Source organism: Aminobacter sp. SR38 (assembly GCF_014843375.1).
GTDB lineage: Bacteria > Pseudomonadota > Alphaproteobacteria > Rhizobiales > Rhizobiaceae > Aminobacter > Aminobacter ciceronei.
On record NZ_CP062112.1, the window covers coordinates 1238954 to 1262836 of the forward strand.

At 65.4% G+C, this 23883-nt stretch carries 20 protein-coding genes; 12 read left to right on the top strand and 8 right to left on the bottom strand.

All coding sequences use genetic code 11. The features are described 5' to 3' along the window. Positions 1–104: 104 nt before the first annotated feature. A complete protein-coding gene (locus IG197_RS06115) occupies positions 105–1472 on the top strand; it encodes a cyclopropane-fatty-acyl-phospholipid synthase family protein (RefSeq protein WP_192317684.1) in 1368 nt (455 codons plus the stop codon). Positions 1473–1572: 100 nt separating this feature from the next. After that, on the top strand, positions 1573–1896 hold the full coding sequence (locus IG197_RS06120) for a YnfA family protein (protein ID WP_192317686.1): 324 nt from the start codon (positions 1573–1575) through the stop codon (positions 1894–1896). Between the two features lie 31 nt (positions 1897–1927). Here the strand turns inward: IG197_RS06120 and IG197_RS06125 are convergent, their stop codons facing one another. Further along, on the bottom strand, positions 1928–4264 hold the full coding sequence (locus IG197_RS06125; RefSeq protein ID WP_192317688.1) for an autotransporter domain-containing protein: 2337 nt from the start codon (positions 4262–4264) through the stop codon (positions 1928–1930). A gap of 577 nt (positions 4265–4841) precedes the next feature. Here IG197_RS06125 and IG197_RS06130 point away from each other — a divergent pair. The 4 genes from IG197_RS06130 (at position 4842) to purF (ending at position 10168) form a co-directional block, all read left to right on the top strand. Further along, on the top strand, positions 4842–6341 hold the full coding sequence (locus IG197_RS06130) for a replicative DNA helicase (RefSeq protein WP_067964088.1): 1500 nt from the start codon (positions 4842–4844) through the stop codon (positions 6339–6341). 241 nt (positions 6342–6582) lie between these two features. Further along, positions 6583–7986, top strand: coding sequence for a DNA repair protein RadA (radA, locus tag IG197_RS06135; RefSeq protein WP_067964089.1), 1404 nt, complete (start codon positions 6583–6585; stop codon positions 7984–7986). A 28-nt stretch (positions 7987–8014) separates the two neighbouring features. After that, the gene (locus IG197_RS06140) at positions 8015–8617 is read left to right on the top strand and encodes a CvpA family protein (RefSeq protein ID WP_067964091.1); all 603 of its coding nucleotides are present in this window, start codon (positions 8015–8017) and stop codon (positions 8615–8617) included. Positions 8618–8698: 81 nt separating this feature from the next. Next, positions 8699–10168 (top strand): amidophosphoribosyltransferase, encoded by a 1470-nt coding sequence (gene purF / locus IG197_RS06145; protein WP_067964093.1) that lies wholly within the window; start codon positions 8699–8701, stop codon positions 10166–10168. Positions 10169–10195: 27 nt separating this feature from the next. Here purF and IG197_RS06150 read toward each other — a convergent pair whose 3' ends face one another. Beyond that, positions 10196–10618 (bottom strand): DoxX family protein, encoded by a 423-nt coding sequence (locus IG197_RS06150; protein WP_067966855.1) that lies wholly within the window; start codon positions 10616–10618, stop codon positions 10196–10198. Between the two features lie 202 nt (positions 10619–10820). On the opposite strand from IG197_RS06150, the gene IG197_RS06155 reads away from it, so the two are divergent. The 3 genes from IG197_RS06155 (at position 10821) to IG197_RS06165 (ending at position 14230) form a co-directional block, all read left to right on the top strand. Beyond that, positions 10821–11567 carry an SDR family NAD(P)-dependent oxidoreductase gene (locus tag IG197_RS06155; RefSeq protein WP_067966857.1) on the top strand — a complete coding sequence of 249 codons (747 nt, stop codon included), beginning with the start codon at positions 10821–10823 and terminating at the stop codon, positions 11565–11567. 184 nt (positions 11568–11751) lie between these two features. Then, positions 11752–13518 carry an SLC13 family permease gene (locus IG197_RS06160; RefSeq protein ID WP_192317690.1) on the top strand — a complete coding sequence of 589 codons (1767 nt, stop codon included), beginning with the start codon at positions 11752–11754 and terminating at the stop codon, positions 13516–13518. A gap of 85 nt (positions 13519–13603) precedes the next feature. Beyond that, the gene (locus IG197_RS06165; protein ID WP_192317692.1) at positions 13604–14230 is read left to right on the top strand and encodes a hypothetical protein; all 627 of its coding nucleotides are present in this window, start codon (positions 13604–13606) and stop codon (positions 14228–14230) included. A gap of 138 nt (positions 14231–14368) precedes the next feature. Here IG197_RS06165 and IG197_RS06170 read toward each other — a convergent pair whose 3' ends face one another. Further along, positions 14369–14875 carry an OsmC family protein gene (locus IG197_RS06170; protein ID WP_192319601.1) on the bottom strand — a complete coding sequence of 169 codons (507 nt, stop codon included), beginning with the start codon at positions 14873–14875 and terminating at the stop codon, positions 14369–14371. 132 nt (positions 14876–15007) lie between these two features. Between IG197_RS06170 and IG197_RS06175 the strand changes: the two genes are divergently transcribed. Both IG197_RS06175 and IG197_RS06180 read left to right on the top strand, forming a co-directional pair. Then, on the top strand, positions 15008–15916 hold the full coding sequence (locus IG197_RS06175) for a DMT family transporter (RefSeq protein ID WP_192317694.1): 909 nt from the start codon (positions 15008–15010) through the stop codon (positions 15914–15916). Positions 15917–16208: 292 nt separating this feature from the next. Continuing rightward, positions 16209–16373 (top strand): hypothetical protein, encoded by a 165-nt coding sequence (locus IG197_RS06180; RefSeq protein WP_192317695.1) that lies wholly within the window; start codon positions 16209–16211, stop codon positions 16371–16373. A gap of 26 nt (positions 16374–16399) precedes the next feature. On the opposite strand, the gene IG197_RS06185 is transcribed toward IG197_RS06180, so the two are convergent. After that, entirely contained in the window at positions 16400–16651 is a 252-nt protein-coding gene (locus IG197_RS06185; RefSeq protein WP_192317697.1) for a hypothetical protein, read from the bottom strand. A gap of 560 nt (positions 16652–17211) precedes the next feature. Between IG197_RS06185 and IG197_RS06190 the strand changes: the two genes are divergently transcribed. Then, positions 17212–19431 (top strand): AMP-binding protein, encoded by a 2220-nt coding sequence (locus IG197_RS06190; protein WP_192317699.1) that lies wholly within the window; start codon positions 17212–17214, stop codon positions 19429–19431. Positions 19432–19872: 441 nt separating this feature from the next. On the opposite strand, the gene pssA is transcribed toward IG197_RS06190, so the two are convergent. The 4 genes from pssA to IG197_RS06210 all read right to left on the bottom strand — a co-directional run bounded on the left by pssA (position 19873) and on the right by IG197_RS06210 (position 23845). Then, positions 19873–20709 (bottom strand): CDP-diacylglycerol--serine O-phosphatidyltransferase, encoded by an 837-nt coding sequence (pssA, locus tag IG197_RS06195; RefSeq protein WP_192317701.1) that lies wholly within the window; start codon positions 20707–20709, stop codon positions 19873–19875. Beyond that, on the bottom strand, positions 20709–21407 hold the full coding sequence (locus IG197_RS06200) for a phosphatidylserine decarboxylase (RefSeq protein ID WP_067964110.1): 699 nt from the start codon (positions 21405–21407) through the stop codon (positions 20709–20711). The genes pssA and IG197_RS06200 overlap by 1 nt, the downstream gene beginning before the upstream one ends. Before the next feature lie 189 nt (positions 21408–21596). Further along, entirely contained in the window at positions 21597–23495 is a 1899-nt protein-coding gene (locus IG197_RS06205; protein WP_182574411.1) for an ABC transporter ATP-binding protein/permease, read from the bottom strand. A 14-nt stretch (positions 23496–23509) separates the two neighbouring features. Then, positions 23510–23845: a helix-turn-helix transcriptional regulator gene (locus tag IG197_RS06210; protein ID WP_182574410.1), complete on the bottom strand. Its 336-nt coding sequence runs from the start codon at positions 23843–23845 to the stop codon at positions 23510–23512. Between the last annotated feature and the right edge of the window lie 38 nt (positions 23846–23883).

Sequence of the window (23883 nt, forward strand, 5' to 3'; positions counted from 1 at the left end):
CGGATGGCGACATCCGGGCTTTTTTTGTGCCAGGCGTGGAACTTGGCAGCGTCGCTCCTATTTTGAGGAAAGGACTACACGACTGACCTTTTCGCGAGCACGCCATGAATATGCTGTTGCAACGCATCGTCGGGAAGCTTGTGCGTACCGGCAATCTGAAAGTCACCGGCCCCAACGGACGATCGCACCGTTTCGGCGATGATACGGGCGACCCTGTCCACCTCCTGATCAAGACGCGGCGTGCCGAAAACGCCATCACGCTCGACCCGATGCTGGCTTTGCCCGAGGCCTATATGGACGGCGATGTCGACATCGTCGGCGGCGACGTTCTCGGGCTGATGCGGGTGGTGTTCCAGAACCTCGGCAATGGCAGCATCGACACCGCCTGGACCAAGGCGCTGGACAATCTCCGGCTCGCCTTCCGCCGCTTCCAGCAGGTCAACACCACAGCCCGCGCCAAGCGCAACGTCCAGCGCCACTACGACCTGTCGGGCGATCTCTACCGGCTCTTCCTCGACACCGACATGCAATATTCCTGCGCCTATTTCGCCGATCCCGACATGACGCTGGAAGAAGCCCAGATCGCCAAGAAGGCGCATATCGCAGCCAAGATGCGGCTGAGGCCGGGCCAGTCCGTGCTCGACATCGGTTCCGGCTGGGGCGGGCTCGGGCTCTACCTCGCCCGCACCTTCGAGGCGCAGGTGCTCGGCGTGACCTTGTCGACCGAGCAGCATGCGGTTGCCACCGAGCGCGCCCAGGCCGAGGGGCTGGAGAACCGGGTCCATTTCGAAATCAGGGACTACCGCGACCTCGTCGAGCGTTTCGACCGCATCGTCTCGGTCGGCATGTTCGAGCATGTCGGCGTCAACCACTACCGCACCTTCTTCGACAATGTCGCCAAGCGGCTGAAACCCGACGGCGTCATGGTGCTGCATTCGATCGGCCGCGCCGGCCCGCCGGCCTCGACAAGCGCCTTCATCCGCAAGCACATCTTCCCCGGCGGCTACATTCCGGCGCTGTCGGAAGTGCTGCCGGCAATCGAAAAGGCCGGCCTGATGGTCACCGACGTCGAGATTCTCAGGCTGCATTATGCCGAGACGCTGCGGCACTGGAGCCTGCGTTTCCAGGCCAACCGAGACAAGGCCAAGGCGATCTATGACGAGCGCTTCTGCCGGATGTGGGAGTTCTATCTCGCGGCGTCCGAGGCTGCCTTCCGCTGGCAGGACCTGATGGTGTTCCAGATCCAGCTCAGCCACCGCAACGACACGCTGCCGCTGACCCGCGACTATATCGGCAAATGCGAAAAGGCGCTGGCCATGCACGAGATGGGGCACCGGCAGGCGAAGCTCGCCGCCGAGGACAAACCTGCCGCCCAGCCTGCAGCCAGGGCTCAACCTGCCGCCAAGGCCGGAGCCGCCCAGGCTGAAGCTGGAAAGATCGGCCGCCGCAGGAAGGTTGCCGACAAGGGATAGCATGGCAACCACGCCTGGCCCTTGCGCCTCATGCGTCTGCCATGGGAAAAGCCCGTCTCGCCATGAGCCGGGCTTTTTTCATGACCCCAGGGTTTCCTCGATGACCTATGCCATCTACGTCCTGGCAGCCCTTGCCGAGATCGCCGGCTGCTTTTCCTTCTGGGCCTGGTGGCGGCTCGACAAGTCGGCGCTGTGGCTGATCCCCGGCGTCGCCGCGCTCATCGCCTTCGGCTGGCTGCTGGCCCTGGTCGATGCCGACGCCGCCGGCCGCAGTTACGCCGCTTATGGCGGCATCTACATCGCAGCGTCGCTGGCCTGGCTTTGGCTCGCCGAAGGCATCCGCCCCGACCGCTGGGACATGATCGGCGCCGCCATCTGCATCCTCGGCGCCTCGGTCATCCTGCTTGCGCCGCGCGGCGCCTAGCTGACCTCCGGCCAAACCGCGCGCGGCCTCGTCACCATTTGACCTGCAGGCCGATATTGCCTTCGAAGCTGCGGCTGCGCTCGCCGCCCAGATTGAAGCTGTAATCGGCGACCGCAAAGGCGCTGACCTTGTCGGTGAAGGCATGGCTGATGCCGGCGCCGAGCTCGAGCCGGGTGCCGCCGGTTTCAACCCGGATCGCGTCGCTGTCGAAATAGGTGACATCCTCGCCGTCGAAGCCGTGCCAGAGATTGGCCTTGAGATAGGGCTTGAGCTGGCCCGAGGCGGTGTCGAACGTGCCCTCGAGGCGCGCGCCGATGCGGCCGGTGACGCCGGGCCCCTCGTCGAAGCGCACGCCCGACAAGGTGTCGTCGGCGTCATCCAGGGACACATCCTGCCAGATGATCTGGGCCTGCGGCTCGAGCATCCAGCTTGCGGTCAAAGCGATCGGCGCCCCCGCCTCCAGCGAGGCGGTCACCACGCGGCCGTCGGCATCGATGGCGATGGCGCGGTCAGAGCCTGCATCGCCGCCGAGCCAGCTTCCCATCAGCACGGCATCGACATACCAGCCGCCCGCACCGACGTGGGTAAAGTAGCCGCCGACGCTGGAGGCATCGAGGTCGAGCTTGCCGGCGGCCAGATCGGCCTGGCCCTGCACCGCACCGCGGATATCGGCGTTGAGGCTGGCATAACCGAGGAACAGGCCGGCGGCGTGACGCGCGCCCGCTTCGGTCTCGCCGCGCCAGAGATCGAGGCCGGCCTGGATGCCGAGCGTCGTGCTGTCGGCCGACGGCGACACCGTGCCGGCCCAGTCCTGGCTGGAGCTTGAGCCGAACACCCGTCCCCATCCGACCGAAAGATCATCGCCGCCGGCAAGGAAACCCTGCTCGCCGCGGCGCTCGTGGAAGGTGCCGAGCGTCGCCAGCGCGACGTCGCGGGCCATTGGCGGCATCACGGAATAATCAGCCGTCTCGGGCCGGATCAGCGGGATGCCGGGCTCGCTCGGGTCGACCGGGTTGACCAGTTCGGAGCGCAGATACCAGTTCTCGCCCAGCCCCGCGGCATCGCCGCGGAACAGCAGATATTCGTAGGCGCCATAAGCCACCGGGCTCGCCAGCGTGAAGGCGCCGGCATCGGTGGTGCCGCCCGAGGTCGTTTCGACGACCAGGATGCCGTCGGCATCGGTCTGCTCGCCGGTGCCGCCGAGATTGACGATGATGATGCCGGTCGAGCCGCTGGCGTTGCCGCCCTCGATCACCAGCCGGTCCGACGGCGCGCCGTCACCTGAAACAACCGTGTCGAGCCTGATGTAACCGCCGGCGCCGATGTAGTTGCCGACGACGGTGAAGCTGTCTGTGGCACTTGCCGCACCATTGGTCAGGTCGACGGTGCCGGCATTGGTCAGCATCACCGCATTGCCTCCGGTGAAGGCGCGAACGGCGGCATTGACGCCGGCCCCGGCGCGCAGCGTGCTCGACGCGTCGATGCTCAGGCTGCCGGTGTTGGACAGGCCATCGCCCAGCACCAGATCGCCGTCGAGCGTGAATTGGGAGCCTTGCGTCAGATTGACGGTTTCCCAGTTGACGTAGCGGGCGACCGAGGTCGAACCGGTGCCCTCGAAGGTCAGCGTGTCGATACTGGCGCTGGTTCCGCCGTCGATGAGCTGGCCGGCGGCAAAACTGGCCTCGGTCAGGCCGCGCAGCAAGGCCGTGTCCTGCCCGGTGCCCATCGTGACATTGCCGCCGATGCTGCCGCCGCCGAGCCAGCGGAAGCTGTTGTTGCCGTTGCCGAGATTGATGAACGTGCCGACAGCGGCGGTTCCGGAGATCTCAAGCAGGTCGTTGCCCTGCACTGCGACAATCGAGGTGTCGACGCTGCCGCCCGACATCCGCATCTCGTTGTTGGCCTGCTCGAGATTGACGTTGCCGATGCGCCCGCCGGTCATGGTCACGAAGTCGCCGGCGAAGAATTCACCGATGATATGGCCGCCGCTGATCGTCGCCGTATCGAGGGCACTGCCCTGGTTGAGCGATCCGATCACGCCGCCTGACATGACGAAGTCGTCGATACCGCCGCTCTGGTTGACCGCGCCATTGATCACCCCTGAATGGATGGTGACGACATCGCGGAAATTGCCGAAGACGACGTCGCCGTTGATCGTGCCGGTGCCGCCAGCAGGCATCGTCAGCGCATTGGTGCCGTCCGTGTCAGTGAGCCCGGCGCTGGCGCCGCTGTCGCAGACATAGACGCTGTTGCCGGCCGTCGGCGTCAGGTCGCAGGCGGCGAAACCGGCCTCGGTCGAGGCCAACAGAACCATGGCGGTGGAAGCCAGCCAGACCAGTCGGGCCGGTGCCGGGCGAAGAACGTGCATGTTGCCTCCTCAAGCAGACGAGGCCCGCGCCGCAGCAGCGCAGAATTGGCCCCTGACAGCCCTCGGACATATGCTTCGCCATGTGCCGCATCGCGATGAACAAGCCCTCGGGATGGTAAGGATCAGCGAATGTCTGAATAAAATCAACAGCCGATGTATACGAACGACCCTGGAATTATGCTGAGCGGCTTCTTGGTAAACAAAACTGCTTGAGGAATATTCCTGTTTTGTTCCTTCCGATTTCCGGTTACGATTGCGCCGATTCGCGGACCGGTTTCCGCTGCCGGCGCCTGTGCCGTGGGGAGTCTGACTCGCAGGAGGCATCTTTCCCGTGGTTCAATGCCGTGCCGCGTGCAGTTCGGCCCTAAGGATTCGATGGTTTTGGAGAAATACGCGAGCCGGGATTCGGCAACAGTCAAATTGATTCCGGCGGTAGGATTCATGTCCTGTGGATGGTTTCGCCCGGCCTGTGAATTCTTGGGCAAACTGGCCTTGAAACCCAGCTAAAGCAGATTGAGCCAGCACTTCGATATCGGACTCTGCTACGGGAGTATCTGGTTCAGCGACGGGGACGACATTGGCAGAGGCAGCGCGCAAATTCGAAGTGGCGGAGGCGACCCCGCTCTATCGGGAAGCCCCCAACAACATCGAGGCTGAACAGGCCCTGCTCGGCGCGATACTGGTCAACAACGACGCCTTCTACCGCGTCTCCGACTTCCTCAAGGCGACCCATTTCTACGAGCCGCTGCACCGCAAGATCTTCGAGGTGTCCGCCGAGCTCATCCGCATGGGCAAGATGGCGAACCCGGTGACGCTGAAGACCTTCCTGCCGGCCGACGAGAAGGTCGGCGACATGACGGTCATGCAATATCTCGTCGCCCTTGCCGCCAACGCAGTGACCGTCATCAACGCCTCCGACTATGGCCGCGCCGTCTATGACCTCGCCACCCGCCGGGCGCTGATCACCGTCGGCGAGGACATGGTCAACATCGCCTATGACGCGCCCGTCGACATGTCGCCGGCCGAGCAGATCGAGGACGCCGAACGGCGCCTGTTCGAGCTCGCCGAAACCGGCCGCTATGACGGCGGCTTCGAAAGCTTCTCCGACGCGGTCAAGACGGCCATCGACATGGCCAGTGCGGCCTATATGCGCGACGGCCATCTTTCCGGCGTCGCCTCCGGCCTGCACGACCTCGACGCCCGCATGGGCGGCCTGCAATCCTCCGACTTGATCGTGCTCGCCGGCCGCCCGGGCATGGGCAAGACCTCGCTGGTCACCAACATCGCCTTCAACGTCGCCCATGCCTATGTGCCGGCACAGCAGGCGGACGGCTCGTTCAAGGCCGAAAACGGCGGCGTCGTCGGCTTCTTCTCGCTCGAAATGTCGTCCGAGCAGCTCGCCACCCGTATTATTTCAGAGCAGGCCGAGGTGCCCTCCTCCAAGATCCGCCGCGGCGATCTCACCGAGGCCGACTTCGAAAAGCTGGTCAGCTGCACCCAGACGCTGCAGAAGATCCCGCTGTTCATCGACTCGACCGGCGGTATCTCCATCGCCCAGCTCGCGGCACGCGCCCGCCGCCTCAAGCGCCAGCGCGGCCTCGACCTGATCATCATCGACTATATCCAGCTGATGCAGGGCTCGTCGGCCAAGGCGTCGCAGAACCGCGTCCAGGAAATCACCGAGATCACCACCGGCCTCAAGGCGCTGGCCAAGGAGCTCAACGTTCCGATCATCGCGCTGTCGCAGCTGTCGCGTCAGGTCGAAAGCCGCGACGACAAGCGCCCGCAGCTCTCCGACCTGCGTGAATCGGGCTCGATCGAGCAGGACGCCGACGTGGTGATCTTCGTCTACCGCGAGGAATATTACCTCAAGAACAAGGAGCCGAAGCCCGGCACCGACGAATACCTGCAGTGGGAAGCCAACATGAACGACGTGCGCGGCAAGGCCGAAGTCATCGTCGCCAAGCAGCGTCACGGCCCCACCGGCACCGTCAGCCTCGGCTTCCAGGGCGAATTCACCCGCTTCTTCGACCTCGCGCCCGAGCATCATCTGCCCGACAGGTTCGGGGAAGAGTAGGCTTTGGCCAACGCGGCATTCCTTCGCACCCCCCTCTGGCCTGCCGGCCATCTCCCCCGCAAGGGGGGAGATCGGCTGTCATCGCGACCTTCGCCAATCGGCGAGGTTGACGGATTGGTCCGGAGGGCGGCGCTGCCAATCTCCCCCCTTGCGGGGGAGATGTCCGGCCCTCTGATCAACATGGGGCCAGAGGGGGGTGCGAAGAAGCCCGACCTCTCCCAATCAGCATTGCAGCATTCCCATGGCTAAAGCCCGCGTTCAATTCATCTGCCAGAACTGCGGTGCCGCGCATCAGCGCTGGGCCGGCAAGTGCGATTCCTGCGGCGAGTGGAACACGCTGGTCGAGGAAGGCACGGCGGGCGGCATCGGCAGCGGTCCGGGCTCGCTGAAGAGCGCGCGAAAAGGCCGCGCCGTCACGCTGACCTCGCTCGACGGCGACATCGAGGATGCGCCGCGCATCGTCTCGGGCATCGGCGAACTCGACCGCGCCACCGGCGGCGGCTTCGTGCGCGGCTCGGCGCTTTTGATCGGCGGCGATCCCGGCATCGGCAAGTCGACGCTGTTGACCCAGGCGGCGGCGGCGCTCGCCGCGCGCGGCCACCGCGTCGTCTATGTCTCGGGCGAAGAAGCCGTTGCCCAGATCAGGCTGCGCGCCCAGCGTCTCGGCGTCGCCTCGACACCGGTCGAACTCGCCGCCGAGACCAATGTCGAAGACATCCTCGCCACCATCGCCGACGGCAAGCGGCCGGACCTGGTCATCATCGATTCGATCCAGACCCTGTGGACCGACCTCGCCGATTCGGCGCCTGGTACCGTCACCCAGGTGCGGGCGGCGTCCCAGGCGATGATCCGCTACGCCAAGTCGACGGGTGCGGCGGTGGTGCTCGTCGGCCATGTCACCAAGGAAGGCCAGATCGCCGGCCCCCGCGTCGTCGAGCACATGGTCGACGGCGTGCTCTATTTCGAGGGCGAAGGCGGCCACCATTTCCGCATCCTGCGCACGGTCAAGAACCGCTTCGGCCCGACCGACGAGATCGGCGTCTTCGAAATGTCCGACAAGGGCCTGCGCGAGGTCGCCAACCCGTCCGAGCTGTTCCTCGGCGAACGCCATTCCAAGGCGCCGGGAGCCGCGGTCTTTGCCGCCATCGAAGGCACGCGACCGGTGCTGGTCGAAATCCAGGCGCTTGTCGCCGCCTCCAGCCTGGGCACGCCGCGCCGAGCCGTCGTCGGCTGGGATTCGTCGCGGCTGTCGATGATCCTCGCCGTGCTCGAGGCGCATTGCGGCGTGCGCTTCGGCCAGCACGACGTCTATCTCAACGTTGCCGGCGGCTACCGCATCTCGGAGCCGGCGGCCGATCTGGCCGTGGCTTCCGCACTGGTTTCATCGCTCACCGGTATTGCCCTGCCTGCTGATTGCGTCTATTTCGGCGAAATCAGCCTTTCTGGCGCCGTGAGGCCGGTTGCGCATGCGCAGCAACGCCTTAAAGAGGCCGAAAAGCTGGGCTTCGGAAGGGCCGTGCTGCCCTCCGGCAGCGGGGAGCTCGCAGGTGGAATCGGAGCCGGTTCGTTCCAGCCGACCGCACTGGCGGATCTGGTGGCGCGGATAGCCGGCTCAAGGCGAAGCCGCGCGGAAGAGACGGACTGAAACCGTCGCCATGGAGTGAGTGGACACGATGCCGATTACGCTGCTTGACGGAATTCTTGTCGGCTTCACCCTGGTCTCGGCGATGCTCGCCATGGTGCGCGGTTTTTCCCGCGAGGTGCTGTCGGTCGCCTCATGGGCCGCTGCCGCCGCTGCCGCCTTCTTCTTCTACAAGCCTGTCGTGCCTTACGTTCAACCCTATATCGACAACGAAAAGATCGCCATGGCGGCTGCCGCCGGCATCGTCTTTATCATCGCGCTGATCGTCGTCACCATCATCACCATGAAGATCGCCGATTTCATCATCGACAGCCGCATCGGCGCGCTCGATCGCACGCTCGGCTTCCTCTACGGTGCCGCCCGCGGCATCCTGGTCGTTGCCGTCGGCCTTTTGTTCTTCAACTGGCTGGTCGGCCCCAACGCTCCGGCCTGGGTCGCGGAGGCGAAGTCGCGGCCGCTGCTCGAGAGCATCGGCACCTCGATCGAGAACCTTCTGCCCGAGGATCCCGAGAATTCGATCCTCAAGAAGCTCAATTCGCAGACCGGCGAACCGGAAGCCGGCGCCACCACGCCGCCTGCCGAGGCGCCTGCCGAAGGCGAGGCGCCGGCCGAGCCGGCACCGACCAACAACTGATTGCGCCTGAGGCGGGATGGCGCGTTGCCCTTGCCGCCTCATCGCACTATATAGCGTTTTTGCTAGAAGAGGCCGCCCCCGATGGCAGACGCAGCTGACGTGCTTTCCGCGGAAGCCGATGATCATTTCCACGACGAATGCGGTGTGTTCGGCATTTTTGGCCGACAGGACGCCGCGGCAATCGTCACGCTGGGGCTGCATGCGCTCCAGCATCGCGGCCAGGAGGCCGCCGGCATCGTCAGTTATGACGGCAGCCAGTTCCATGTCGAGCGCCATGTCGGCCTGATCGGCGACACCTTCACCAAGCAGCGTGTCATCGACAGCCTCAAAGGCAACCGCGCCATCGGCCACACCCGCTACGCCACGACGGGCGGCGCCGGCGTCCGCAACATCCAGCCTTTCTTCGCCGAACTCGCCGATGGCGGCTTCGCTGTCGCGCATAACGGCAACCTGACCAATGCGATGACGGTGCAGCGCGCGCTGCAGAAGCAGGGCTCGATCTTCTCGTCGACCTCCGACACCGAAACCATCCTGCATCTCGTCGCCACCTCGAAGGAACGCGACCTCAATGCGCGCTTCATCGATGCGGTGCGCCAGGTCGAGGGTGCCTTCTCGCTAGTCGCGCTGTCGTCGAAGAAGATGATCGGCTGCCGCGATCCGCTCGGCATCCGCCCGCTGGTGCTCGGCGATCTCGACGGCGCCTGGATCCTCGCCTCCGAGACCTGCGCGCTCGACATCATCGGCGCGCGTTTCGTGCGCGACCTCAAGCCCGGCGAGATGGTCATCGTCACCTCCAAGGGCATCGAGAGCATCTTCCCGTTCGAGCCGCAGAAGCCGCGCTTCTGCATCTTCGAATATGTCTATTTCGCCCGTCCCGATTCTTCGGTCGAGGGCCGCAACGTCTATGACGTGCGCAAGCGCATCGGCGCCGAACTGGCGCTCGAAAGCCCCGTCGACGCCGACATCGTCGTGCCGGTGCCGGATTCGGGCACCCCGGCAGCCATCGGCTTCTCGCAAGCCGCCGGCCTCCCCTTCGAGCTCGGCATCATCCGCAACCACTATGTCGGCCGCACCTTCATCTCGCCGGGCGATTCCATCCGCCACATGGGCGTCAAGCTGAAGCACAATGCCAACCGCCGCATGATCGAAGGCAAGCGCATCGTGCTGGTCGACGATTCCATCGTCCGCGGCACCACCAGCCAGAAGATCGTGCAGATGGTCCGCGATGCCGGTGCCAAGGAGGTGCATATGCGCATCGCCTCGCCGCCGACCCGCGCCTCCTGCTTCTACGGCGTCGACACGCCGGAAAAGTCCAAGCTTCTCGCCTCGCGCATGACGATCGAGGAAATGGCCGAGTTCATCCGCGTCGACTCGCTCGGCTTCCTGTCGATGAACGGTCTCTACCGCGCCGTCGGCGAGGCGAGCCGCAATGACGAGCAGCCGCAATATTGCGATGCCTGCTTCTCCGGCCAGTACCCGACCCGCCTGCTCGACCTCGAAGGCGCCGACAATGTGCGCTCGCTGTCGCTTCTGGCCACCGGCGGGCTGTAGCAGCGGCACCTTCAGCATGCTTCCGCGTCAATGCGCGGAAGCAGCCTTGTCCTTCCAGATCAAGCCTTGCCGCAGCGCGAGCCGCTCGCCCGGGCCGTGGACGGCTGCGTAAAGCAGTCCGGCCAGGAAGGTGAAGTGATCGACGAAGAAGCCGAATTCGGCTGGGTTGCCCTGCCAGTGCGACGGACCGTGGAAGGCGAAGGCCAGGAAAACGACATAGGCGCCGGCCAGCAGGGCCGCCTCCGAAAAGAACGCGCCGGTGAGGAAGGCCAGCACAAGCCCGAGTTCGAAAAAGGCCGCCAGCCATGCCAATGGCAAGGCAAAAGGAAAGCCGGCGGCCGAGATGTAGGCGGCGGTCTCGGTCATTCCGGCGAATTTGAACAAGGCCGCCATGCCGAAGGCGCCGGCGAAGATCAGTCTGGCCACCAGGATTGCAACGCTTCTGCCCATCATGTCCTCCTCCAGGGTATGTTTCATCCCTAGGACGGATACCGGCCGGCATTCCCGACATCGTCGGCAGGAAATAGGGCGACGGCGAGAAATAAGGCCCGCCGCCGGCGCCTGCGGCATCCATTCCGGACGCGTGGGGTTTTGTTCCAGACAAAATCGTCCTATCAGGCTGCGGACCGACAAGATCGAACTGGATGCCATGATGACAACCACTCCCGACCTCTCCGGCCGCATCGCGCTCGTCACCGGCGCATCGCGCGGCATCGGCTACAACACGGCCAAGCAGCTTGCCGCGGCGGGTGCCCATGTGATTGCCGTGGCGCGTACGGTCGGCGGGCTGGAAGAGCTCGACGACGAGATCAAGGCATCAGGCGGCCAGGCGACGCTGGTGCCGCTCGACCTCACCGACATGGCCGGCATCGACCGTCTCGGCAGCTCGATCAACGACCGCTGGGGCAAGCTCGACATTCTGGTCGCCAATGCCGCCGTGCTCGGCGTCATCGCCCCCATCGGCCATGTCGAGGCCAAGGTCTTCGACAAGGTCATGGCTGTCAACGTCACCGGCACCTGGCGCCTGATCCGCTCGGTCGATCCGCTGCTGCGCAAGTCGGATGCCGGCCGCGCCGTCATCGTCAGCTCCGGCTCCGCCCATTCGGCGCGCGCCTTCTGGGCGCCCTATGCCGCCTCCAAGGCCGCCGTCGAGGCGCTCGCCCGCTCCTGGGCCGACGAGACCAAAAACACCGCCTTGCGCGTCAACATCTTCGACCCCGGCACCAGCCGCACCGCGATGCGGGCGTTGGCCGTGCCCGGCGAGGATCCGGCGACCGTCACCCATCCGTCTGAGACGGCGCGCCACATCCTTGGCATGGTCGACCCTGCGCTGACCCGCACGGGCCAGATCTACCAGATCCGCGAGCAGCGCTGGGTTTCGCACCAGAAGCCGGCCTGATCTTTCCGCGCGACGCGTCGCTGCGGCTAGCGGCGATGCCGGCAACGATGTTGCCGCCGTCGCGTTGACCACTGCTTGAGCGCATCGCAGCGATGCGTGGAACGAAAGTCTTGCAAGTGCCCGCCCGGGCGCTCTATGTCCAGGCGCCCGGGCGCTCTATACTGATGTGGGGGACATCGGCCGCATGACCACCGACCAGTTGATGTCCTTCGCCGTCATAGCGCTGATGATGGCGGCATTCGTCTGGGGCCGGTTCCGTTACGATCTCGTCGCCTGCGGCGCACTCATCGCAGCGGTTGCGATCGGCATCGTGCCGCAGGCCGAAGCGTTCAGCGGCTTCAGCGACGACATCGTCATCATCGTCGGCTCGGCACTTCTGGTCAGCGCCGGCGTCGCGCGCTCGGGCATCATGGAATATGCCATCCAGCGCTTCGCCCCCGACGTCTCGAGCGTCAGGGCGCAATTGGCGCTTTTGGTGATCATCGTCACCATCCTGTCCGCCTTTGTGAAGAACATCGGCGCGCTGGCGATCATGATCCCCATCGCCTTCCAGTTCGCCCGCCGCTCCAACACCTCGCCCTCGGTTTTCCTGATGCCGATGGCCTTCGGTTCGCTGCTCGGCGGGCTGATGACGCTGGTCGGCACCTCGCCCAACATCGTCGTGTCGCGCGTGCGCCAGGACATGACCGGCGACGCCTTCTCGATGTTCGACTTCACCCCTGTCGGCGCAGCACTTGCCGTCGCCGGCCTCGTCTTCCTGGTTCTGTTCTACTGGCTCCTGCCGATCCGCACCCGCGCCTCGGCCTCGATCCACGAGGCGCTCGACGTCAACAACTACGTCACCGAGGCCCGCCTGGTCGCCGACTCCACCGTCGTCGGCAAGACGCTGGCCGACCTGTTGAAGCTCGGCGGCAGCCGCGCGGTGGTAACCTCTATCCTGCGTTCGCGCGCACTGCATGTGACGCCGTTCCCCGACGTCGTGCTGCGCGAGGGCGACATCCTGTTGATCGAGGGCGCCCCTGAAGCGCTCGACCGCATCGTCACCCAGTCCAAGCTCAGCGTCACCGGCAGCCGCGATTCCGCCGGCGGCAAGCATGCGGCCACCGCCGTCGAGGCGATCATCGGCGAAAACTCCACCCTGATCGGCGGCTCGGCGCAGCGCCTGGCGCTCTATGACCGTTTCAACGTCAACCTGCTGGCGGTCAGCCGCAAGGGCGAACGCATCCAGGAGCGGCTCGGCGCCGTCATCCTGCGCCTCGGCGACGTCGTCGTGCTGCAGGGCAACCCGCAGACGATGCCCGACATATTGCGTGAGCTCGGCTGCCTGCCCTTGGCCGAGCGCCCGATCCTGCTCGGCAGTTTCAGGCGCGGCATCGTGCCCCTCGCCATACTGGTTGCTGCGATGGGCGCCACCGCCCTTGGCCTTTTGCCGGTGCCGCTCGCCTTCTTCATCGCCGCTGTCGCCATGGTGCTGTTCCGCGTCATCCCGCTGCGCGAGGTCTATGGCGCCATCGATGGCCCGATCCTGGTGATGCTCGCCGCCCTCATCCCGGTCAGCGACTCGCTGCGCCGGACCGGCGCCACCGACATCATCTCGGCCTGGCTCGCCGAATTCGCCTCGACGCTGCCGCCTGCCGGGGCGCTGACATTGATCATGGTCGTGGCGATGGCGGTCACGCCATTCCTCAACAATGCCGCCACCGTGCTCGTCGTGGCACCGATTGCCGCCGGATTTGCCACCACGCTCGGCTTCCGCCCCGAAGCCTTCCTGATGGCGGTGGCGATCGGCGCCGGCTGTGATTTCCTCACCCCCATCGGCCACCAGTGCAACACCCTTGTCATGGGCCCCGGCGGCTACAAATTCTCCGATTATCCGCGCCTCGGCCTGCCGCTGTCGCTGCTGGTCATCGTCGTCGCCGTGCCGATGCTGATGCTGGTCTGGCCGATGTAGCGACACGCAAGCGTGATTGGCCGGTGAATTCGGCCAGTCCTAGTTTTGCGGCCCTCAAATCAAGAAAATGAGGGAGGACCACGCGATGAAACGCATTCTTCTGATGTCTGCGCTGCTTTTATCAGGCCTGTCGGCGGCCAGCGCGCAGGACGCCACGATGAGCTTCTTCGTCACCAGCAGCGGCATCGGCAAGGGCGCCAATCTCGGCGGCCTCGCTGGCGCCGACGCCCATTGCCAGAGCCTGGCCGAGGCCGCGGGCTCGACCGGCAAGACCTGGCACGCCTATCTCTCGACCAAGGACGTCGACGCCAGGGACCGCATCGGCCAGGGACCATGGGTCAACGCCAAGGGCCAGAAGATCGCCGACGACGTGGCGTCGCTGCACAGCGACGCCAACAACATCAACAAGGAAACCGCCCTCGACGAGAAGGGCAACACCATCAATGGCCGCGGCGACCAGCCCAACAAGCACGACATATTGACCGGTTCCAAACCCGACGGCACCCGCATCGCCGACCAGACCTGCGGCGACTGGACCCTCGACGGCACCGAGGGTGCGGCGATGATGGGCCATCACGACCGCATGGGCCTCGACGATTCCGCGGCGGCCAAATCCTGGAACGCGTCGCATGCCTCGCGCGGCGGCTGCAGCCAGGAGGCGCTGAAGGGAACCGGCGGCGACGCCCTGTTCTACTGCTTCGCCGCCAACTGATGGCAAGCGTCAGGCCGCGGCGCCTGGAACAGCTGATCTGTGAAGGCTCACCGCCACCCGGTGAGCCTTTGCACATCTGAGGCGCGCCGGGCGTCAACGTTCGCCGCAAGGGGTCGGCGCAACTGTACGTCCCGAACCTTAGCGTTCGGCCGAAACGCTCAGTTCCGGCCGGACGTTCAATGTCTGGAACACCACGCAATAACGTTCGGTCAGCCCGATCAGAGCATCGATGCGCTCCTGCGGCTCGTCGGTGTCGAGCTTGAAGGCAAGCCGGATGGCGCGAAAGCCGACCGGCGCACCCCTGGCGACGCCCAGCGTGCCGCGAAAATCGAGGTCGCCCTCGGCCGAGACCACTGCTTCACCGAGGCGGAACTCGAGTGCGGTCGCCACCGCCTTCAGGGTCACGCCGGCGCAGGCGACCAGTGCCTCGAGCAGCATGTCGCCCGAGCACAGCTCCATTCCGCTGCCGCCCGTCGCCGGGTGCAGCCCGGCGGTGACGATTGCCTTGCCGGTGTCGATCTTGCAGGAAATCGACTGCTCGTCGACGGCGCCGCGCGCCCGAAGCGTGATCAGCGCACGCCCGGCATCCGCGCGATAGGCGTCCTTCATCGGCGCCTGCAGCGCCTTCAGCCCAGCAGCATCCATCATTTTCCTCCCGGTCGACGTGGCGTACCATCTTGGCAGCCACCCTAGCATGCCGGCCTGCTGACAGCAGGTTGGCAGTTGCCCTGGGATAGGCTGGACCCGACAGACTGGGCCCCTGACCGGGAAAAGAGGATGACGACAGCAAGCGAAACCGCCGCGCAGCACCGGCTCGGCATGCTGCTTGTGGCAGCATCGGCGGCCGTTTTCGGCCTTGCCGGCATCCTGACAAAGTCGGTCGACGCCGATCCCCTGACCATCACCTCCTGGCGCGGGCTGGTCGGCGGCCTGCTGATATCGGCCTATGTGCTGTGGCGACGGCGAAACGGCACGGGCGAAAGCCTGCATCTCGGCTGGCAGGGCTGGCTGCTGGCCGTGCTGGGCACGATCTCCAGCGTCGCCTTCATCGCCGCCTTCAAGAACACCTATGTCGCCAATGTCGTGGTCATCTACGCCACCGTTCCGTTCGTCGTCGCTTTGTTCGCCTGGGTGATCGCCGGCGAGGTGTTCCGGCGCCAGACGGCAGTGGCAGCGGCCGTCTGCCTTGCGGGCGTCGCCGTCATGGTCTGGTCCGGGCTCGGCGGCGGCCATGCTTTCGGCGATGCGCTGGCGCTGATGATGACCTGCCTGTTTGCCTTCTACGCCGCCCTCGTCAGGCGGTTCCGCAACGCCTCCGTCGTCTGGGCCGGGGCCGTTTCCGCCTTTCTCGGCGTGATCCCGGCATGGCTTCTGACCGATCCGCTCACCGTGCCACGGTCGAGCATCGCGCCGCTCGTTTTCTTCGGCTTCACCTTCGCCCTTGCCGTCATCCTGTGGACCGAAGGCGCGCGCCGCATTCCGGCAGCGGAGGCGGGCCTGCTCGGCACGACCGACGTACCGTTCGGCATCTTCTTCGCCTGGCTGTTCCTGGCCGAGCTGCCGCCGACGGCCAGCCTTGTCGGCGGCGCCATCGTGCTTGGCGCGGTGTTCTGGCACGCCTGGCGCGACGCCCGCTCGGCTGATCGGTTCGCGACTGGCGGAAAATTCCGCCGTGAAACGAGCTAGACAGCCAGTGGCAATTCGAGATCCTGCCGTGAAGATGAGGAATGTGAGGCGTGCGGAGGAAAGAGCACGCGTTCTTGACCGTTTGAGTCCGGCAGTGATGTAACAGGATCCCAGGGTCTCCGCGACGGAGCTGCGCTCCTGCTTCGCCCTAGGATGACGAAGGGGTTGGGGCGTCGCGTGTGGTCCTGGCTTGCCGCGAGCGGCCTCTCGGCTTCGTCATCCCAGAGGCTTGACCCGAGGATTCATGCCGCGAAGGTGAGGAATGCGGAGCGGGTGGAAGAAAGAGCCCTGTTTGCTCGCACGAACACACCGCCTGCCCGACCTGTCGGCGGTCGCGACCTCCGGCACGGGCACGTTCTCCGTCTCTCGGCTGCTTCTCTGCCCGGACCGGCGCGACGACCGCATCGATATGGCGGTTCGCGACAGGACGCGCCGCTTGGTGCCTGCCGTCGCCTGATGCAGCCCGCTTCCGGGCCAGAACGTCTAGAAGCTGGTAATGGGTGGCTGATGGATCCTGATCCGCCGGCCATTGACGATCATGATGAGCCAGGTGCAGCCGGAGGATGTCGCTTCGAGCTTGGTCTCGAGCTTGAACTTCAGGTCTCCTCCGCCGTCCCGGCTTCTTTGCTCCAGCGCCTCTTCGAGAACAGCCGCAACAATGCTGCGCCCGAAGGACTCGTAATTGTGAGCGCCTAGGTGATCCTCAACATACTGTCTGTCTAGAGTATTGGGCATCAGGGCCTCCGTCGCCTTTCTAAGTTGGCAGGAGCGGCGCGACTAAACACGGACTTACAAGCACGGTCTAATATGAACATCGCCTTGGCGAGGGTCGCGGTCAATACGTCATGCCGAATACTGCAAGCGATCCGGTAAAGGTGAGCAGCTTGTCCTGGTTGCGCCCGAAACCAGATGCTCGAACACATCAGGCCCCATCGTCGCCGCTCGCCGGCAGCGCACTTCCGGCTGCGCAGAAGGATACCGTCAGCCGGCGAGAACTGCCCCCTGCCCGGCCCGATCGAAAAAGAATCACAAAAAGCATGATTGCCGTGGAACCAAATGTTAGCGACCGCGTTGTTGGGCTCAGGACGGGTTGCCCCATCCCCCCATCCCCTCCACCCGTCCCTCTGCTTCAAGCCGGTCGCAAGACCGGCTTTTTCCTGTCCTGGTGCCAAGGCCCGACGGCAGCGGGCCTGATGGCAGCGGGGGTGGCGGGATGACGATGCGCATTGACGTTGCGCCGTCATCGTCTAGTTTCGATGCGCGCGGTGGGCTTCGCGTGCATTGGGAGGTGCGGCATGGTCCTGGCCAGTGCAATTGTGCTCGGCTTCGTTGCGGCATGGATGCTTGCATCAGGCGTCTTGATGCACGGACGCGGCATCCGCTTCCGCCAGGCGCTGCTCTATCTGCCGCTCAAGCTGATCTACCGGATCGAGGACCGCGCGCTGATCCAGGCCCGCGACGCCGAAGCGCCCGTCATCTATGTCATTTCACACCAGTCGCGCCTCGAACCGGCGCTGATGCTGTCGCTGCTGCCCGATCAGACGCTGCATATCCTCGACGATGCTTCGGCCCAGGCGTTCTGGCTCGAGCCGTGGCGCGAGCTTGGCCGCACCATCGCCTTCAACGCCGAGCATGTCTTCGTCAGCCGCCGGCTGGTTCGCGTATTGCGCGGCAAGGGCCGCCTCGCCGTCTACCTGCCCGACACCGTCGAGCCCGACGTCAAAGCCTTCCGGCTGTTCCGCGCCGTCGCCCGCATCGCCATGCAGGCCGACGCGCGCATCGTGCCGATCTTCGTCAGCGGCGCCCGCCACCTGCCGTTTTCGCTGACGCCGGCCGAACGGGCGCCGCGCCACTGGTTCCAGCGCCTTCGCATATCAGCCCTCGCCCCGATGACTATGGCCGAGCTGCTGCAGCGCGCCGGCTACAGCCAGACGACGACGGCCAACGCCCTGTTCGACCGCTTCGCCGAGGCCCGCCTTTCCGGCACCGATCTCGACAGGGGCGTGTTCGGCGCAATGGTCGACGCTGCCAGGCGCTACGGCCCGTCGCAGCCGATCGTCGAGGATGTCGTCAGCGGCGCGCTCAGCTACCGCAAGCTGCTTGTCGGCGCGCGCGTGCTCGGCAGCCGCTTCGAAGCCATGTCCAAACAGGGCGAAGCCGTGGGCATCCTGTTGCCCAACGCCAACGGCGTGGTGCTTGCGATGCTCGGCCTGATCTCGGCCGGCCGCGTCGCTGCGATGATCAACTACACGGCGGGAGCCGCCAATGTCGCCTCGGCGGTGAAGACAGCGGCGATCACGACCATCGTCTCGTCACGCGCCTTCGTCCAGAAGGCCGATCTCGGCGACGTCGTCACTGCTGCCGAGCAGGCCGGCGCCAAGATCGTCTGGCTGGAAGAGCTGCGCGACAGCGTCACGACAGCGGAAAAGCTGACGGCCGCCCTGCAATGGTCGCGGCCGCTTGCGCCACAGGATGCGTCAAAGCCAGCCGTCATCCTGTTCACCTCGGGCTCCGAGGGCACGCCCAAGGCGGTGGTGCTGTCGCATCGCAACCTCGTCGCCAATGCCATGCAGGCCGAAGCGCGCATCAGCATCTCGCCAAAAGACAAGCTGTTCAACGTGCTGCCGGTGTTCCACTCCTTCGGCCTCACCGGCGGCACCATCCTGCCGCTTCTGACCGGCATCAGGCTGTTCCTCTACCCCTCGCCGCTGCACTACAAGATCATTCCCGATGTCGCGCGCAAGATCCGTCCGACGATCATGTTCGGCACCGACACCTTCCTCGCCGCCTATGCCCGCACCGCCGAGGACGGCGATTTTTCCAGCCTGCGTTTTGTCGTCGCCGGCGCCGAACCTGTCAGGGCGGAGACGCGCCGGGTCTGGCGCAGCCGCTTCAATGCCGAGATCATCGAGGGTTTCGGCCTGACCGAGGCCGCACCCGTCGTTGCCGTCAACACGGCGACGCATGGCCGCGACGGCACCGTCGGGCGGCTGCTGCCCGGCATGCGCATGCGCCTCGAAGAGGTCGAGGGCGTCGCCGAGGGCGGCCAGCTCTGGCTCACCGGCCCCAACCTGATGATGGGCTACATGACATCGGACCGGCCGGGCGAATTGCAGCCGCTCGACGGCTGGCACGACACCGGCGACATCGTCTCGGTCGACCGCGAGGGTTTCATCACCATCAAGGGCCGCGCCAAGCGTTTCGCCAAGATCGCCGGCGAAATGGTGTCGCTCGGCGCGGTCGAGATGCTGGTCCAGGCGCTGTGGCCGGAACAGCGCCACGCTGCGGTCGCCGTGCCCGACAAGCGCCGGGGCGAGCGCATCGTGCTGGTCACGACAGCCGGAAATGCCGATGCCGAGGCCCTGCGCCTCCATGGCAAGCAGGCCGGCGCCACCGAGCTGATGGTGCCGCACGACATCATCAAGGTGCATGAAATCCCGGTGCTCGGCTCGGGCAAGACGGACTATGTCGCCGCCCGCCGCCTGGCGCTCGACCAGCTCGGGCTGGCGGCCTAGAGCGTAGGCCCTCCAATTCGTCATCCCAGAGGCTTGACCCGGGGATTCATGCCGTGAGGGTGAGGAATGTTATGCAGGGTTGAGAAAGAACACACGTTCGTGACGGCTTGAGCCCGGCGGTAATGTCACGGCATGGATCCCAGGGTCTCCGCGACGGAGCTGCGCTCCTGCTCCGCCCTAGGATGACGAAGGCAGGTGGCGTTCTCCGCCAATCTGCGATGTTTCCTATTGGCTCGAGACAGGCGTTGGAGAATAGCCGGCAACGTCCCCGCTTCGTCATCCTCGGGCCTGACCCGAGGATCCATGCCGTGAGGGTGAAGGGCGTGATGCGGGTGGAGGAAAGTGCAGGCTTTCTCAACCGTCTGCGCAGTGCTGCAGCATCACGGCATGAATCCTAGGGTCTCAGCGACGCCGCTTCGGTACAGCTCAAAATTGTTCCGACTAGACCTTGGGTTCGGCGGGCGTTTCAGCCGCCGTGGCCGCAGCCGCAGCCGCTGCAGCTTCGATCTTGGAGCGGCGCGCATAAGCGCTGGCACTGAGCGGCAGGAAGATCAGATATGCGCCGACCGAGGCGGTCAGCGTCTGCCAGGGATAGACGGTCAGAAGCAGCACGTAGAACACCGCCAAAAGCATGACAGGCAGCAGGTGCTCGCGTTTGATCTTCAGCTTCTTGCCGGAATAGACGGGCAAGCGGCTGACCAGCAGGAAGGCGACCAGAATGGTGAAAACGGTGGCGATGTAGGCGGCGTTGCGGGTGCCTTCGAGGCCGAGGAAGCCGAGATACATCGGCAGCATCAAGGTGATGGCGCCGATCGGCGCCGGCACGCCGACGAAATATTCGGCCTGCCATGCCGGCCGGTCGAGATCTTCGTCGAGCACGTTGAAGCGCGCCAGCCTCAGCCCCATGGCGATGGCAAACAAAAGCGTCGCGATCCAGCCGAGCGAGCCGGCCTTGTCGAGCAGGTAGGCGTAGAGCACCAGCGCCGGCACGACGCCGAAATTGACGATGTCGGCGAGCGAGTCCATCTGCGCGCCAAAGCGCGAGGTCGCCTTGAGCATGCGCGCCAGGCGGCCGTCGATGCCGTCGAGAAAGGCCGCCAGCAGCACCATCACGACGGCCGATTCGAAGCGGCCCTCGAAGGCGAGCCGGATGCCCGACAGGCCGGCGCAGATCGCCAGCACGGTGATCAGGTTGGGCAGCACCATGCGCAGCGGGATCTCGCGAATGCGCGGGCCGCCGCTGCCATGCGGTTCAAAGGGCTTGAACGGCGCGACCATCAGGAGACCCGCACCAGCGGCGGATGGCTGGCGCCGCCAAATTCGGCAAGCACGGTTTCGCCGGCGACCGCGGTCTGGCCGACCGAAACGCGGGCAACCGCATGGTTGGGCAGGAACACGTCGACGCGCGAGCCGAAGCGGATCAGGCCGAAACGCTCGCCAACGGCGATGTTGCCGCCGACATCGGCCCAGCACAGGATGCGGCGGGCGACGAGGCCGGCGATCTGCACCGCCGCCACCTGGCCGTTGGGGCTGTCGATGACGATGCCGTTGCGCTCGTTTTCCTGGCTTGCCTTGTCGAGCTCGGCATTGAGGAATTTTCCGGGACGGTGCTCGATGCGGACGATCTTGCCACGCACCGGGGCGCGGTTGATGTGCACGGAAAAGACATTCATGAACACCGAGATACGGGTCATCTCGGCGGTGCCGAGATTGAGTTCGCGCGGCGGCACGGCCGGGCCGACGGCCGAGACGACGCCGTCGGCCGGGCTGATCACCAGCCTGTCGTCGACGGGGGTGACGCGCTCGGGGTCACGGTAGAAATAGGCGCACCAGGCCGTCAGGATCGCGCCGATCCAGAACAGCGAAGTAGAAAAGAAGCCCAGCAGGACGGCAACAGCCGCAAATCCGGCAATGAAGGGATATCCCTCGCGATGGACCGGAACGAAGGCGTTGCGGATCGTGTCGGCTATGCTCATGAAGTGGAGGCCGTTGCTGTTGAAGTCCCGGAGTGCTTACCGGAAACGACCGTCAGCCGCAACGCGGCATTGCCGGCGCCCACCGCAATCGCGGGCGACAAACGGCGCTGTCGCCGCTCGCATGAGAAATGATCATGCGAGCCTGATCATGGCAGGCTGTTCGTCTCAGCCGGCTAGCGAGCCGGCGGCTCACTCCGCGTCGTTGGTCACCTCAGGCGTGCGGCGGCGCACGACGACGCCGAGCTCGTCGCCCTCGCGGGCCTGGCGCAGGCGTTCCTCGGCCTCGGTCGCCTCGCGCTGGCGATCCCACATCGAGGCGTAGAGCCCGCCCCGGGCCAAAAGCTCGGCGTGGGTGCCGCGCTCGGCGATGCCGCCATCGGCGAGCACGATGATTTCGTCGGCCGAGATCACCGTCGACAGGCGGTGGGCGATGACGAGCGTGGTGCGGCCCTTGCTGACCAGGTCGAGCGCGCTCTGGATTTCCTGCTCGGTCTGGGTGTCGAGTGCGGAGGTCGCCTCGTCGAGCATCAGGATCGGCGGCGCCTTGAGGATGGTGCGGGCGATCGCCACGCGCTGCTTTTCGCCGCCCGACAGCTTCAGGCCGCGTTCGCCGACCATCGCCTTGTAGCCGTCCGGCAGGCGCTGGATGAAGCCCGATATCTGCGCCAGCTCGGCTGCCTTGCGCACATCCTCCTCGTCGGCGTTCACCCGGCCATAGCGGATGTTGTAGGCGATGGTGTCGTTGAACAGCACCGTGTCCTGCGGCACCATGCCGATCGCCCCGCGCAGGCTCTGCTGCGACACGTCGCGAATGTCCTGGCCGTCGATCAGGATCGCGCCCTGCTGAATGTCGTAGAAACGGAACAGCAGGCGCGAAATCGTCGACTTGCCGGCGCCCGAGGGACCGACGATCGCCACCGTCTTGCCGGCCGGCACTTCGAAGCTGACACCCTTCAGGATCTGGCGGTTCGGGTCATAGGCGAAATGCACGTCGCGGAACTCGACGCGGCCGGTGCCGACGACAAGTGCCTTGGCATCCGGCTTGTCCGTCACCTCCTGGCTGACGTCGAGCAGGTCGAACATCTGTTCGATGTCGGTCAGGCCCTGGCGGATTTCGCGATAGATGAAGCCGATGAAGTTGAGCGGCACCGACAGCTGCATCAGCATGGCGTTGATGAAGACGAAATCGCCGACGGTCTGGGTGCCGGCCATCACCTCCATCGCCGACATGGCCATGACGATGGTCATGCCGATGCCGAAGATGACGCCCTGGCCGAAATTCAGCCAGCCAAGCGAGGTCCAGATGCGGGTCGCCGCCGTCTCGTAGCGAGCCATCGAGCGGTCGAAACGCTCGGCCTCCATGGCCTCGTTGTTGAAATACTTCACCGTCTCGAAATTGAGCAGCGAATCGATCGCCTTGGTGTTGGCGTCGGTGTCGGAATCGTTCATCTCGCGCCGGATGCCGATGCGCCAGTCGCTCGCCCAGACGGTGAACCAGGTGTAGAGCCACACCGTCGCGGCCACCACGGCCACATATTTCCAGCCATAGGCGAAGCCGAAGATGCCTGCGGTGAGGCCGAATTCCAGCACCGTGGGCGCGGTGTTGAGGATGGTGAAACGGACGATCGTCTCGATGCCCTTGGTGCCGCGCTCGATGATGCGCGACAGGCCGCCGGTGCGGCGCTCGAGATGGAAGCGCAGCGACAGCTGGTGCATGTGCACGAAGGTGCGGTGGGCAAGCTGGCGCACCGCATATTGGCCGACGCGGGCAAACAGCGCGTCACGCAGCTGGTTGAAGCCGAGCTGGACGATGCGCACCACATTGTAGGCGATCACCAGCATCACCGGCGCCACCAGGAAGGCCGGCAGCGGCAGCGGCGAACGCTGGTCGCCGGCGAGCGCATCGGTCGCCCATTTGAAGAAATACGGGCCGGCGACCAGGGTCAGCTTGGCGACGAACAGGAAGATCGTCGCCCAGATGACCCGCGCCCGGAGGTCGGGTCGGTCTTCCGGCCACATATAGGGCCACAGGTTCCTGATCGTGCTGAAGGTCGAGCCGCGTTCGGCGGATACGGTTTTGCTGGCCACTGTGCTTGCCTTGATTAGATGTGCGCGCCGCCGGCGGCGCAAAAGGTGTCGACCAGCGCCGTGACCGACACGGAGACGGCGCGCAGCGCCGCCTGGTCGATCTCATAACGCGAGCGCTGCCGCTCCGGCGCGTAACGCACCAGACCGGCTTCGACCAGGATTTTCAGATGTTGCGAGACTGTCGACTGGGCGAGGTCGAGATGCTCGACCACTTCCTTGCAGCAGCATGACCTGCCGCCGGCCAGGCATTTCAGGATTTCGAGCCGCGCCGGATGAGACAGCGCGGCAAGCTTCTGCGTCACGTCGGTGACGGAGCTGCAGCAGGATGGCGGGGAGGAGAAAGAATTCATCGTTTATCGACGATAGACGATGAACTCTTTCCAATCAA